Raw genomic sequence first — 13,131 nt, 5'->3', positions numbered from 1 at the left:
CGATCGAACAAACTATTCTTCCTGAAGGTCCACCTCTAGGCATGTCATCGCCGCTTTGTTACCGCGCATGACAGACCTGAAGTCGATCCCCGGAGGGATGCTGATCGTGCACATTGCCGACATCACCATGTTCTACGCACCCGCCAGTGGTGGCGTGCGTACCTATCTTGATGCCAAACACCGCCGTCTCGACGCCATGACTGGCGTTCACCACAGCCTGCTGATCCCTGGCGCCAGCGCCAGCCACGCCGATGGCGTCTACCGGGTGCCGTCCCCGCCACTGCCGTTCGGCAAGGGCTATCGCTTCCCGGTCCGCCTGGCGCCGTGGTGCAAGGTGTTGCGCGAGCTGCAGCCTGATCTGATCGAAGTCGGCGACCCGTATCTGACTGCCTGGGCTGCGCTGGAAGCGCGGCGCAAGCTGGATGTGCCGGTAATCGGCTTCTATCACTCCGACCTGCCGCTGCTGGTGGGCAATCGCATGGGCAACTGGTTCACGCCCAACGTCGAAGCCTACGTCAGCAAGCTCTATGGCAACTTCGACCGGGTCCTGGCGCCAAGCCAGGTGATGGCCGACAAACTGCGTCGGCTGGGCGTGCGCGACGTGCATGCGCAGCGGCTGGGCGTAGATCTGAGCACGTTCAACCCGGAGCAGCGCGACAACCGCCTGCGGGCTGAACTGGGGATCCCCGACACTACCCGCCTGCTGGTGTTTGCCGGGCGCGGCTCGCGCGAGAAGAACCTGCCGGTATTGCTCGACTGCATGCGTCACCTCGGCCCTCACTATCACCTGCTGCTGGTGGGTTCGGCCATGCCCAGCAACGTGCCTGCCAACGTCAGCGTGATCAATCACTTCTGCCCCTTGCCGGAAGTCGCGCGGCTGATGGCCAGTGCCGACCTGCTGGTGCATGCCGGTGATCAGGAAACCTTTGGCCTGGTCATTCTCGAAGCCATGGCCTGTGCCACCCCGGTTGTCGCAGTGCGCGCCGGCGCGTTCAGCGAAATAGTCACCGAGCAATGTGGCCGCCTGTGCCCGCCAAACGACGGCCAGGCCATGGCCGCCACCGTACGCGAGGTATTCGAGGACGGCGTGCGCCGGCTTGGCCAGCAGGCACGCCGGCATGTCGAGCAGCATTACTCTTGGGACAACGTGGTCAACGGCCTGCTGCAGCACTACCAAGCCGTGCTCGGCCATCAGCCACTGGTGCGTGCACATGCTTGAACAGACTACCGAGCAGCGCAGCGTGATGCTGGTGCTGCACGACGTAGCGCCTGAGACCTGGCCCGACTACCAGCCGTTTGTCGAGGCGGTCGACCAGCTGGGCAACGTGCCGATGACCTGGCTGGTGGTGCCCGACTTTCATCAGCGCAATGCCCTCGAACGCTCGCCGACCTTCTGCCGTCTGCTAGATTGGCGCCTGCAGCAGGGCGACGAGCTGGCGCTACATGGCTATTACCACGCCGACCTCGGGCCGACGCCACGCACGCCGCGGGACTTCTTCATGCGCCGGATCTATACGCATGAAGGTGAATTTTATGCGCTGGAACAAGCTCAGGCGTTGCAGCGCCTGCAAGCGGGCCTGCAGCTGTTCAATAGCCAGGGCTGGCCGGTGGCGGGCTTCGTCGCCCCGGCCTGGCTGATGAGCGAGGGCACCCGCCAGGCTCTGCGCCAGTTGCCATTGCGCTACACCAGCACGCCTCAGCACCTCTATCGGCTACCAGAATTCACCGCGATAGACGCACCTGGGTTGGTCTGGAGCGCCCGCAGTGCCTGGCGCCGGAGCTTGTCGCGGGCACTGTGCAATTCGCAGCTGCAACGCTGGCAAAGTGCGCCAACCTTGCGCCTGGGCCTGCACCCAGTTGACATGCGCCATCGCAGCTCTCGCGATTACTGGCTGCAAACCTTGAAAACACTGATCGAACAAGGCCGCGAGCCTCTGACCAAGTCAGCCTGGCTGGACCGCCAGGTCGCGGCATGAAGCGCTATGCCTGGCTTGGGCTGGCCCTGGTGCTGGCCCTGCTGGTGCCGGCATTGCTCGGCGGCGCCGAGCTGCTGCCCAGACTGCAGAGCTTCTCCCCGAGCCTGATGGCGACCCTGCTGGGGATGATCCTGCTGTGCTGGATCATCAATGCGGCACGTCTGCGCCTGCTGCTAGGTGAGCAAGGTGCGCAATTGGGGCGTTGGCGCAGTCTTGGGGTGATCATGGCCACCGAGTTTGCCATCTGCACCACCCCAGGCGGTAGCGGTGGGCCATTGGCGCTGATGGCGCTGTTGGCGCGCGAGCGCATCGGTGCGGCCCGCAGCGGCGCGGTGTTCGCTATCGATCAATTGAACGACCTGCTGTTTTTCTTCTGCGCCATGCTCGCCGTTGCCGGCTACGCGCTCAGCCACAGCCTGGGCCGCAGCCAACAAGGCATGCTCATGGGCAGCGCAATGATGCTGTGTGCAGCCTTGGTGCTGATCGTACTGTTGCTGCGCTATCGGCGGCAGATCATGCGGCTCAATGGCCGCCTGCTGCGCAGGATCGGCATGGCCGAAAAACGTCGGCGCCGCTGGGCGCGCAAGCTGCTGAGCTTCATCAAGGCTTTGGCACAGACCTGGCGGCTGCCAAAACGCACGTTAGCGCTGGTATTCAGCCTGACGTGCCTGCACTGGAGCCTGCGCTTCAGCGTGCTGTATCTGGTGATTCGCGGGCTTGGCGTGGAGCTGGCGTGGATACCCAGCTTTCTGGTGCAGATGCTGGCGCTGAGTGCTGGTCAGTTCAGCCTGTTGCCGGGCGGGGCCGGCGCTGCCGAACTGACATCGGCGAGCTTGTTGACACCACTGGTGGGCAGTTCGACGGCAGCAGCAGCGATCTTGCTCTGGCGCGCTGTTACTTATTACTTTTACCTACTGGCCGGGGGGCCGGTGTTTGTCTGCCTGCTGGGGCGACCGCTACTCCAGCGCTGGCGCCGTCAGCAGCCGGATTGAGCTGCCGCCAGAGTTCGGCGGCACCGACAAACTCGGTGCCGTGCTCGTCGCTCATGGCGTCAGGATCGAAGCGAGCCAGGCAGCCCTCACCCAGCGTCGGCAGCGCACTGGCCGCGGCCTTGTCGAGTGGATCCGCCATGGCCCGCCCTCCTCTCAGTCGAACACCACGGTCTTGTTGCCGTGCACCAGCACGCGGTCTTCGAGGTGATGACGCAGGCCACGGGCAAGCACCATCTTCTCCACATCGCGACCGAAACGCACCATGTCTTCGATACTGTCGGCATGGCTGACGCGGACCACGTCCTGTTCGATAATCGGGCCGGCATCCAGCTCTTCGGTGACGTAGTGACAGGTCGCACCGATCAGTTTGACGCCACGCAGGGCGGCCTGGTGGTAAGGCTTGGCACCGACGAACGAAGGCAGGAAGCTGTGATGAATGTTGATCACTTTTTCAGCATAGGCCTGGCACAGCTGTGGCGGCAGGATCTGCATGTAGCGCGCCAGCACCACGACATCGGCACCATGGCTTTCGACCAGACGCGAGACTTCGGCAAACGCCGGCTGTTTGTCTTTCGGGTCGACCGGCACATGATAGAACGGGATGCCATGCCATTCGACCATGCTGCGCAGGTCATCATGGTTGGAAATCACGCAAGGGATATCACAGTCCAGCTCATCGGTATGCCAGCGATGCAGCAGATCCGCCAGGCAGTGCGACTCGCGGCTCGCCATCAGCACCACACGCTTCTTTTGCGCCGAGTCAGTGACCCGCCAGATCATCGAGAACTCTTCGGCAATCGGCGTGAACGCTTCACGGAAGGCCTCGATCCCAAACGGCAATGACTCGGCGCGGATCTCATGGCGCATGAAGAACCAACCGCTCTGCTCGTCCGAGTGGTGGCTGGCTTCGTTAATCCAGCCGTTGTACAGAGCCAGGAAATTACTGACTTTCGCCACGATGCCGACACGGTCGGGGCAGGCAATCACCAGTCGATAGGTGCGCATGAATGAGACTCCAGGAACTTCGCAAAGGCGCATATTCTAGCGAGCTGGCAGAAAAAACACAGTAATCATCAGCAGCTGCCGTACGGGCCGCGCCGCGCGGCAATTGTTCAGCCATCGCTGCGGCGCCGAGCATGACAGCGGCGGACGCCGCCAGTGATATGTAAATTTTTCTTAACCTGAATACATTGTTAACACTCGCCTATTTAAGCGAGCGTGCCTTGATTATTGTTTACTTGAGACTAGCGGCTGTCTATTATTAGGCCACTGACTCCCTGTACATGCACTATTAAGGAACACTTCATGTCTCTGATCAACGAATACCGCGCCACAGAAGAAGCCATCAAAGAACTTCAAGCTCGTCTGGCCAACCTGTCGCAGGACGACAAGCTGAAGAAAGAGCTGGAATTCGAAGGCAAGCTGCGCACCCTGATGGGCGAATATTCCAAATCGCTGCGTGATGTGATCGCCCTGCTCGACCCGGAATCGAAACTGAGCAAGGCCCCACGTGGCGGCGTCAAGACCACTACTACCAAGCGTGCGCGCAAGGTCAAGCAATACAAGAACCCGCACAATGGTGAAGTCATCGAAACCAAAGGCGGCAACCACAAGACCCTGAAAGAATGGAAAGCCAAATGGGGTGGCGATGTGGTTGAAGGCTGGGCAACCCTGCTGGACTGATAAGTCCGCTTTGCTGCCTTGAATAAAACGCCGGCTATTGCCGGCGTTTTTTATTGCCTGGACACTTTACAGCACAAACGAATGCTGTAGTTTCTCGGCATGCTGCTGCCAGGCAAGCAGTACCTGCCGCCCGCCTTCGTCAGCTGTCGCCAAGGCGCTTTGCAGGGCCTTTTCGAAACCCTCCAGGGTAATCGGCGCCCCGGCCGCAGGGTCGCCAAGACGTTGCTGGCAGAACTGCAGCCAGCGCTGTCGCTCTGGCTCATCCAGGGTCTCGGGGAAGTTTCGCGCCCGGTAGCGGAATAACAGTTCAGGCAGCCGTGGATCATCGAACATCCATTGTGATCGGCCAAGTTGCGCCGGGTCGACCACGCGCACCTGTTCGCACAGACGGCGGTCACGGTCGCCAATAAAGCCTGCATATAACTGCTGCTCGGGGTCGTCGCTTGCGCCAAATTCTTCGGCGCTGTAAATAGCGGCGAGTTTGTCTTGCCAGACGTTTTGTTGCTGCGCCAGTTGCTCGCCGCGTGCTTGCAGCAGGGACAGATCAATCCCCAATCGTTGTTGGTCAACCGGGCGCAATACCGACAGGGGTGCCAGTACCGGGCAGCGGTTGACTTGTACCAACTTGAGCGGCACCGGTAATTGCATGTCGGACAATTCGTCACGCCGAGTGTACAAACGCTTGCGTAATGTTTCGGCGCTTTCATCCAGTAGCGGAGAGGTTTCCAACTGCAGGTCGCACACAATCAGTGCGTTGCGGTTACGTGGATGCCAGGCCAGCGGCAGTACCACGCCGAGGTAATTTCGCTCAGCGGAGAAACGCCCGGAAATATGTACCAATGGCTGCAACAGCCGAATCTGCTCCATGACTTTATGCTTGCTGCGCAATTGAAATAACCAGTCATACAACTTTGGCTGTTTATCCCGAATCAATCGCGCCAGAGCGATGGTCGCCCGCACGTCGGAAAGCGCTTCGTGAGCATGCCCATGATCGATGCCATTGGCTTTGCTGAGCAATTCCAGACGCAGACTGGTGCGCCCGTCCTGCTGCGGCCAGATGATGCCTTCAGGGCGCAGGGCATAGGCCGTGCGCACCACATCGATCAGATCCCAGCGGCTGTTGCCGCCCTGCCACTCGCGAGCATAGGGGTCAAAGAAGTTGCGATAGAGGCTGTAACGGGTCACCTCGTCGTCAAAGCGCAGGGTGTTGTAGCCGGCGCCGCAGGTGCCAGGCCGCACCAGTTGCTCATGCACACGGGTCATGAACTCGGCTTCGCACAGGCCGTTGCTGGCCAGTTGCTCAGGGGTGATGCCGGTGACCAGGCAGGCCATCGGATGCGGCAAAATATCTGCCGACGGTTGGCAGAACAGATTGACCGGCTCTTCGATCTCATTGAGGTCGAAGTCGGTGCGCAGCCCCGCCAGTTGCAAGGGCCGGTCGCAACGCGGGTTGATACCAGTGGTTTCGTAGTCGTGCCAGAAAATGCTGGAGCTCACGGGTTCGTCCTGTAGCTAGGTCGACCGTGAGTCTAGCGGCCCGGGCGGGCAGTTCGCACCTTTAATGCAGGCAGAATGTGTCGCCGGGGTCAGGCAGAAGCGTTGGCGGCAGGGCGGAAGCTGAAGAAGTCACGCAATGAATGCACGAACTCATCGTACTCGTGCGGTGCCTGTAGCAGCATGAAGCCTGAGTCGTAATGCATGGGCGTCTGGTCTTCGCGGCACCACAGGCAGCTTGCCGCCAGGTTGATGAACTGCCAGGCGCCGCCGGGCAAGGGCACGCGCAGCTGCAGTTCGTAGTCGGGCCCGACCAGCACCGGCAGCGAGCTGATCAGCATCAAACCGTCTTCGGAGGCGTTGCCAAGGTAGCCGATCTGCTGATCGGTAAAGCGGTTGTAGACCTTGAGTACACAAGGCAACTGGTGACGCTGGATGTGGCGCTGGATAAACATGATGACAGGTAATGTCCCGTTTCCGCGGCCAGGAATACGAGGTACTGGCGGTTGCTGTTACAGCTAAGATACAGCTTAGCCCAGCCGCTGTGGCGAATCTCGTGAAATCAATGACACCTTGGTATTAGCGCCAAGGCGTGGTGTGCACCGGGCTGGCCACGGCAGGCTGGCGATAGTGGCCGAGCTTTTCCAGCGTCAGCAGACGCGCACGGGCGCGGTAGGCGTACTCGTTTTGCGGGTAGCGCTGAACCAGGTACTCGTAGGTCTGCGCAGCATCGACGTAGAGCTTCTGCCGCTCCAGGCATTGGCCCCGCAGCAGGGCCACTTCAGGATGGATGAACGGCCGCGCGCGGCTGGTCCGATCGACCTGGGACAGTTCGAGCATCACCCGCTGGCAATCGCCGCGATCATAGGCGCGGTAGGCGTTGTTCAGGTGATGGTCCATCGACCAACGGGTGCAGCCAACGACGCTGGCGGCAATCGCCAGAACGATCAGGGTTCGCATGGGGATTCTCCTTTGATAGGCAGTGTATCGGCCCGACGCGGCAAATCTTCACACGCTTTTGCAAGCATAGCGCGACCGTACAAATGCCACCCCCGCAACACGCAAGGTAGTGCAACGGAACAATGACTACAGCGCAATTGAGGAGTAGCCTCTCGCTGCGCTTCACTACAGGAGTCTATGCATGACCATCCGCCGTACCAAAATCGTTGCCACCCTTGGCCCTGCCAGCAACTCGCCAGAAGTGATCGAACAACTGATCCTTGCCGGCCTCGACGTTGCCCGCCTGAACTTCTCCCACGGCACGCCGGACGAGCACAAGGCTCGCGCCCGCCTGATCCGTGAGATCGCCGCCAAGAACGGCCGTCACGTCGCACTGCTGGGCGACCTGCAGGGTCCGAAGATCCGCATCGCCAAGTTCAGCAACAAGCGCATTGAATTGAAAATCGGTGACAAGTTCACCTTCTCCACCGTGCACCCGCTGACCGAAGGCAACCAGGATATCGTCGGGATCGACTACCCCGACCTGGTCAAGGACTGCGGCGTGAACGACGAGCTGCTGCTCGACGACGGCCGTGTGGTCATGCGCGTCGAGACCGCTACCGCCGATGCCCTGCACTGCGTAGTGTTAGTTGGTGGCCCGCTGTCTGACCACAAAGGTATCAACCGCAAAGGTGGCGGCCTGACCGCACCGGCCCTGACCGAGAAAGACAAGGCCGACATCAAGCTGGCTGCCGAGATGGACCTGGACTACCTGGCCGTGTCCTTCCCGCGTGATGCCAAGGACATGGAATACGCACGCAAACTGCGTGACGAGTCCGGCGGCAGCGCCTGGCTGGTGGCCAAGATCGAACGCGCTGAAGCGGTTGCCGACGACGAAACCCTCGACGCCCTGATCGCTGCCTCCGACGCCGTGATGGTTGCCCGTGGCGACCTCGGCGTGGAAATCGGCGATGCCGAGCTGATCGGTATCCAGAAAAAGATCATCCAGCACGCCCGCCGCAACAACAAAGCGGTGATCGTCGCGACCCAGATGATGGAGTCGATGATCCAGAATCCGATGCCGACCCGCGCCGAAGTTTCCGACGTGGCCAACGCCGTGCTGGACAACACCGATGCGGTGATGCTGTCGGCTGAAAGTGCTGCCGGTGCTTATCCGATCGAAGCCGTACAGGCCATGGCGCGGATCTGTCAGGGCGCTGAAAAGCACCCGACCAACCAGCGCTCCAGTCATCGCCTGCACACCACCTTCGAGCGTTGCGACGAGAGCATCGCCCTGGCGGCGATGTACACCGCCAACCACTTCCCCGGCGTCAAGGCGATCATCGCCCTCACCGAAAGTGGCTACACCCCGCTGATCATGTCGCGCCTGCGCTCGCAGGTGCCGATCTACGCACTGTCTCCGCACCGCGCTACCCAGGCTCGCGCCTCGATGTTCCGTGGCGTCTACCCGATCGCGTTCGACCCGGCCGCGCTGCCGGCCGACAAGGTCAGCCAGGCTGCAGTGGACGAGCTGCTGCAACGCGGCCTGGTTGAGCAAGGCGACTGGGTCATCCTGACCAAGGGCGACAGCTACCACACCATCGGTGGCACCAATGGCATGAAGATCCTGCACGTCGGTGATCCGCTGGTTGGTTGATGCCTAAGTTGTAGCAACTTCAGGTCATCAGAAAGACCGCTCCCCGGAGCGGTCTTTTTTTGCCTACGTCAGGCCATGGTGCTGCCAGAACGTCAGGGGCGGTTTCAGAGACTGAGTGCAACGTGCCGGGTAAGGAGCTTGCGCCTGGCACCCTTTAACTCATTTATCAGGCAGCTTTTGCACCCGCAGGTTGTCGAACACCAGCATCGCTCCCTCTTCTTCGGTATCCACAGCCAGCATCAACGCCTCGGGCCCATCGACGATCAGCTCCTTGGTGCCATAGCGCATGGCACCCGGCCCCTCATCCGACAATTCCTCGTAGCTATCACCTATCGTGGTATGCACCCCGCAGTAGCTATTGCATCCCCAGGCAAAGCTGACCAGCCGACGCCCGGCGCCCTCAAGCACCAGCTTGATCGATGAGTCGACCTCCAGATGTTTGCCACTTATCAGCCCGTTGCTTTCTTGGTGCGGCTTGTCATTGACCTCTCGTAACTGGCGTTCCAACAGAAACTCAACGCCCTGTACCGTCAAGCGGCTGTATTGACCGGGCAATACGTCTTCAAAATCGATGGTCGGGGTAGGCGTTGGCCGGCCCACGGCCTGGTCCTGCTCGGCGTAGCCGAACAGCATGCTGCCAGATCTGTCTGCCGGGAACCGCACACTCATCACCGGGACCAGTTGCTCATACAGCTGCTGGTAGCGAATCTGGTCGTACTGAGCTTTGGCCAGCGCTTCGCGCTCGCCGTCCACGTAGAAAAACGAATGTACCGGCAAGGTGCCACCCATACCTTTCGTCCACACCGGTAGCAATACTTCGTTGTTGATCGACCAAAATGCGTCGATCAGGCCCTGACGGGCCTGCAACGAGGTATGGAACGCAGTGGCCGACGATGTGGAGGCGTGGCGTAGGTCCCAGCCACACACGCGGTAGTTGTTCGCCTGCGGGTACTTGTCCAGCCACTGTTGCGCCGTGTTCACTGCCATGGCCTGGCAGGTATCGGTCGTCGCTTCGAAACCCAGGATCGGGCCACAGCCTTGCAGGGTCGGCCGTTGGTTGGTGTTGGCATTGATCGGGAAACTACACAGCACATGGAGATTGGCCAGCTTGCCAGGCGGGGCGTAGTGGGGTGGGTACAGGATCAGGCCATTCTGGTTGCCGAAGGGCTTGCCGAAATTGCTGTCACGGCGCATCCAGGAAAACGCCACACTGCCCTTTTCCAGTTGACTGTCGCTGGGCTCCCAAGGCAGAAAACCTGTTCTGCTGGCCGTTGTACGCAACGTGATGCCGCTGCACAAATAACCGGGTTTATCTGGGCCACCGCAGTCATCGGTGGTGTTGTTGTACCAGGTGTTCAGCTGGTCCACTGCCGCCTTTGCGCGCGCGGCGAGCATACTTGTCGCATCGGCGGCCTGCACCGTTTGCGCAGCAATGCTGAGCAAGAGCCCAGCGATCAGGCGTGCCAGGGTCCACATGGAAGCTCTCCTTCTTCATCCGTGGCTCATTTAGACATTGGCAACACACTGCCGCTACTGGCAAAAATGATAGGGGTCGCGCAGAGGCGACCGTCCCTCAATGTGGCAGCGCTGGGTAGGCCAGGCTGATTCCACTGATACCCGGCGTTATCGAATCGCTACCGCGCAGCTGTATACACCGCTGTGACTCAGGCGTGTTCAACGAACACATCGGCCAGGACCTGGTTACGCGGTAGGCCGGCGACGAACAAGCGTTTGGCAAAACGCTCGACGCTGCTCGGCGAGCCGCAGAGCAATGCCATGGTCTGCCGCGATGTCGGCCGCAATTGAGCCAACGCACTGTCCAGATGCTCGGCGAGCACCTGTTCAACTGCAAGCCCGGCCAAACCCTGCAGGGCGTCGGCAAGGTAATGGCCGGCGTCACTGGCAGCTACATGCAACACTTTGATTTCGCCCGTGTGACCCTGACGCAGGGCCTCACGGGCAACGGCCCAGAGCGGCGCAAGGCCGGTGCCGGAGGCCAACAGCCAGAGCGGCCGGGCCTGCCAGTCCGGGTCATAATGCAGAGCACCATCACGCAGCTCGCCCAAGCGCAGACGGTCTCCCACCCGTAACCGTCGTAGCTGATCGCAGAAAGCACCAGGGCGTCGGCAGTCGATGTGAAATTCCAGAAAATCGTCTTCACCCGGCAGGCTCGCCAGCGAATAAGGCCGTGCGACCCCGCCGAGCCACAACAACAGATGCTGACCGGCGTGATAGCGCAACGCCCGCTCCGGCAACAAACGCAGGCGCAACACCTCGCCCAGCCAGTCCGCCGCGCAGACGCTGGCAGGCAGGCCGTCCAGCCGCGGGTCGTACAACGCCACCTGCAGGTCTCCAAGCACGCTGCACTGACAGGCCAAGCGCCAACCTTGCTCGCGCTTGGCCACGGGCAGCGCATCGGGCAAAGCGTCCGCTACAGCGCCATCCACACAGCGCACCATGCACGCATGGCAGCTGCCGGCGCGGCAGCTGTAGGGCACGTTGAAGCCCGCGCCATTGAGGGCGTCGAGCAAATTGCTGGCGGCAGGCACGCTGATTCGCTGCGCGCCTACGTAGACATTGGGCATGGGTCAAAGACCTCCAGGGTTCTTCCTGCATTCTACAGAACACAGGCAACAACGCTGCCAACCCGCTTCAGACCTTGGTCCCGCGCATGCGGTGGTGTGTCGCACCGGTATGCGCGCTATACTGCCGCGCCTTTTTTGCGTCGGCCTGACCTGCCGCCGCGTTGCCAGGCATTTCGCCACGCTGGTGGTCGAAAAGCCTTTTACAGATGTTCCCGTCTTCAAGAGGAGCGCGCTGCATGACCGTGATCAAGCAAGACGACCTGATTCAGAGCGTCGCCGATGCCCTGCAATTCATTTCGTACTACCACCCCGTTGACTTCATCCAGGCGATGCACGAAGCCTACCTGCGTGAAGAATCGCCGGCTGCCCGTGACTCGATCGCGCAGATCCTGATCAACTCGCGCATGTGTGCCACAGGCCACCGCCCGATCTGCCAGGACACCGGTATTGTCACCGTGTTCGTGCGCGTGGGCATGGACGTGCGCTGGGATGGCGCCACCATGAGCGTCGACGACATGATCAACGAGGGCGTGCGCCGCGCCTACAACCTGCCGGAGAACGTCCTGCGTGCTTCGATCCTGGCCGACCCGGCCGGTGCGCGCAAGAACACCAAGGACAACACCCCAGCCGTCATCCACTACTCGGTAGTGCCAGGCGACAAGCTGGAAGTCGACGTCGCAGCCAAGGGCGGCGGCTCCGAGAACAAGTCGAAGATGGCCATGCTCAACCCGTCCGATTCGATCGTCGACTGGGTGCTCAAGACCGTGCCGACCATGGGCGCTGGCTGGTGCCCGCCTGGCATGCTCGGCATCGGCATCGGCGGTACTGCCGAAAAAGCTGCGGTCATGGCCAAGGAAGTGTTGATGGAATCCATCGACATCCATGAGCTCAAGGCTCGTGGCCCGCAGAACCGCATCGAAGAGATCCGCCTGGAGCTGTTCGACAAGGTCAACCAGCTGGGCATCGGCGCCCAGGGCCTGGGCGGTCTGACCACCGTGCTCGACGTCAAGATCATGGACTACCCGACCCACGCCGCTTCGCTGCCGGTGTGCATGATCCCCAACTGCGCGGCTACCCGTCACGCCCACTTCGTGCTCGACGGCTCCGGTCCTGCAGAGCTTGAAGCGCCGTCGCTGGACGCCTACCCGGAAATCGTCTGGGAAGCCGGCCCGAGCGCGCGCCGCGTCAACCTCGACGAGATCACCCCGGAAGAAGTCGCCAGCTGGCAGCCAGGCGAAACCATCCTGCTCAACGGCAAGATGCTCACCGGCCGCGACGCCGCGCACAAGCGCATGGTCGAGATGCTCAACCGCGGTGAAGAGCTTCCGGTCGATCTGAAAGGCCGCTTCATCTACTACGTCGGCCCGGTCGATCCGGTCGGTGACGAAGTGGTCGGCCCGGCCGGCCCGACCACCGCCACGCGGATGGACAAGTTCACCCGCCAGATCCTCGAGCAGACCGGCCTGTTGGGCATGATCGGCAAGTCCGAGCGCGGCCCGACTGCGATCGAAGCGATCAAGGACAACAAGGCGGTGTACCTGATGGCCGTGGGTGGCGCTGCCTACCTGGTCGCTCAGGCCATTCGTAAATCGCAAGTGCTGGCCTTTGCCGAACTGGGCATGGAAGCGATCTACGAGTTCGAGGTCAAGGACATGCCAGTCACCGTTGCAGTCGACAGTAATGGTGAGTCGGTACACATCACCGGCCCTGCGCTGTGGCAAAACAAGATTGCCCAGAGCCTGGCCATCGAAGTGAAGTAAGGCCTTAGCGGGTCGCAGCAAACGCCTGGCATCTGCCAGGCGTTT

The 13,131-nt window shown here is 61.3% G+C and carries 12 protein-coding genes; 6 read left to right on the top strand and 6 right to left on the bottom strand.

Going from position 1 to position 13,131, the window contains the following annotated elements; all coding sequences use genetic code 11:
- The first annotated feature begins 97 nt into the window (after positions 1-97).
- The 3 genes from FW789_RS18545 to FW789_RS18535 are packed head-to-tail and all read left to right on the top strand — an operon-like array spanning position 98 to position 2,968.
- A complete protein-coding gene (locus FW789_RS18545) occupies positions 98-1,219 on the top strand; it encodes a glycosyltransferase family 4 protein (protein WP_446431857.1) in 1,122 nt (373 codons plus the stop codon).
- Complete coding sequence (locus FW789_RS18540; protein ID WP_446431851.1) at positions 1,212-1,976, top strand: DUF2334 domain-containing protein; 765 nt, start codon at positions 1,212-1,214, stop codon at positions 1,974-1,976. Before FW789_RS18545 ends, FW789_RS18540 begins: the two co-directional genes overlap by 8 nt.
- Positions 1,973-2,968, top strand: coding sequence for a lysylphosphatidylglycerol synthase transmembrane domain-containing protein (locus FW789_RS18535; RefSeq protein WP_103438445.1), 996 nt, complete (start codon positions 1,973-1,975; stop codon positions 2,966-2,968). The genes FW789_RS18540 and FW789_RS18535 overlap by 4 nt, the downstream gene beginning before the upstream one ends.
- Before the next feature lie 153 nt (positions 2,969-3,121).
- On the opposite strand, the gene purU is transcribed toward FW789_RS18535, so the two are convergent.
- Positions 3,122-3,973 (bottom strand): formyltetrahydrofolate deformylase, encoded by an 852-nt coding sequence (gene purU, locus FW789_RS18530; RefSeq protein ID WP_101321953.1) that lies wholly within the window; start codon positions 3,971-3,973, stop codon positions 3,122-3,124.
- Between the two features lie 300 nt (positions 3,974-4,273).
- Between purU and mvaT the strand changes: the two genes are divergently transcribed.
- Complete coding sequence (gene mvaT / locus FW789_RS18525; protein WP_101321954.1) at positions 4,274-4,651, top strand: histone-like nucleoid-structuring protein MvaT; 378 nt, start codon at positions 4,274-4,276, stop codon at positions 4,649-4,651.
- 66 nt (positions 4,652-4,717) lie between these two features.
- Here the strand turns inward: mvaT and sbcB are convergent, their stop codons facing one another.
- The 3 genes from sbcB to FW789_RS18510 form a co-directional block, all read right to left on the bottom strand.
- Positions 4,718-6,148 (bottom strand): exodeoxyribonuclease I, encoded by a 1,431-nt coding sequence (gene sbcB, locus FW789_RS18520; RefSeq protein WP_207073213.1) that lies wholly within the window; start codon positions 6,146-6,148, stop codon positions 4,718-4,720.
- Between the two features lie 89 nt (positions 6,149-6,237).
- Positions 6,238-6,600, bottom strand: coding sequence for a PilZ domain-containing protein (locus FW789_RS18515; protein WP_103438448.1), 363 nt, complete (start codon positions 6,598-6,600; stop codon positions 6,238-6,240).
- 124 nt (positions 6,601-6,724) lie between these two features.
- On the bottom strand, positions 6,725-7,105 hold the full coding sequence (locus FW789_RS18510) for a hypothetical protein (protein ID WP_101321957.1): 381 nt from the start codon (positions 7,103-7,105) through the stop codon (positions 6,725-6,727).
- Between the two features lie 181 nt (positions 7,106-7,286).
- Between FW789_RS18510 and pyk the strand changes: the two genes are divergently transcribed.
- Positions 7,287-8,741, top strand: a complete 1,455-nt coding sequence (gene pyk, locus FW789_RS18505; RefSeq protein WP_103438449.1) for a pyruvate kinase — start codon at positions 7,287-7,289, stop codon at positions 8,739-8,741.
- 159 nt (positions 8,742-8,900) lie between these two features.
- On the opposite strand, the gene FW789_RS18500 is transcribed toward pyk, so the two are convergent.
- Both FW789_RS18500 and FW789_RS18495 read right to left on the bottom strand, forming a co-directional pair.
- Positions 8,901-10,217, bottom strand: a complete 1,317-nt coding sequence (locus FW789_RS18500; protein WP_446431850.1) for a hypothetical protein — start codon at positions 10,215-10,217, stop codon at positions 8,901-8,903.
- A 188-nt stretch (positions 10,218-10,405) separates the two neighbouring features.
- Positions 10,406-11,326, bottom strand: a complete 921-nt coding sequence (locus FW789_RS18495; RefSeq protein WP_446431849.1) for an iron-sulfur-binding ferredoxin reductase — start codon at positions 11,324-11,326, stop codon at positions 10,406-10,408.
- A gap of 236 nt (positions 11,327-11,562) precedes the next feature.
- Here FW789_RS18495 and FW789_RS18490 point away from each other — a divergent pair, with 236 nt between their 5' ends.
- Positions 11,563-13,086 (top strand): fumarate hydratase, encoded by a 1,524-nt coding sequence (locus FW789_RS18490; protein ID WP_103438452.1) that lies wholly within the window; start codon positions 11,563-11,565, stop codon positions 13,084-13,086.
- Positions 13,087-13,131: the final 45 nt, after the last annotated feature.

It is taken from the genome of Pseudomonas sp. 1121_17 (genome assembly GCF_052850745.1).
The sequence above is the reverse complement of the archived record's forward strand: the minus strand, read 5'-3'. Positions and strand labels throughout refer to the sequence as shown.

Coding starts and splice junctions, on each gene's coding strand:
- FW789_RS18545 (WP_446431857.1), top strand. CDS start 98: ATGCTGATCGTGCACATTGCCGACATCACCATGTTCTACGCACCCGCC.
- FW789_RS18535 (WP_103438445.1), top strand. CDS start 1,973: ATGAAGCGCTATGCCTGGCTTGGGCTGGCCCTGGTGCTGGCCCTGCTG.
- FW789_RS18490 (WP_103438452.1), top strand. CDS start 11,563: ATGACCGTGATCAAGCAAGACGACCTGATTCAGAGCGTCGCCGATGCC.
- FW789_RS18500 (WP_446431850.1), bottom strand. CDS start 10,217: ATGTGGACCCTGGCACGCCTGATCGCTGGGCTCTTGCTCAGCATTGCT.
- purU (WP_101321953.1), bottom strand. CDS start 3,973: ATGCGCACCTATCGACTGGTGATTGCCTGCCCCGACCGTGTCGGCATC.
- pyk (WP_103438449.1), top strand. CDS start 7,287: ATGACCATCCGCCGTACCAAAATCGTTGCCACCCTTGGCCCTGCCAGC.
- FW789_RS18540 (WP_446431851.1), top strand. CDS start 1,212: ATGCTTGAACAGACTACCGAGCAGCGCAGCGTGATGCTGGTGCTGCAC.
- FW789_RS18495 (WP_446431849.1), bottom strand. CDS start 11,326: ATGCCCAATGTCTACGTAGGCGCGCAGCGAATCAGCGTGCCTGCCGCC.
- FW789_RS18515 (WP_103438448.1), bottom strand. CDS start 6,600: ATGTTTATCCAGCGCCACATCCAGCGTCACCAGTTGCCTTGTGTACTC.
- FW789_RS18510 (WP_101321957.1), bottom strand. CDS start 7,105: ATGCGAACCCTGATCGTTCTGGCGATTGCCGCCAGCGTCGTTGGCTGC.
- mvaT (WP_101321954.1), top strand. CDS start 4,274: ATGTCTCTGATCAACGAATACCGCGCCACAGAAGAAGCCATCAAAGAA.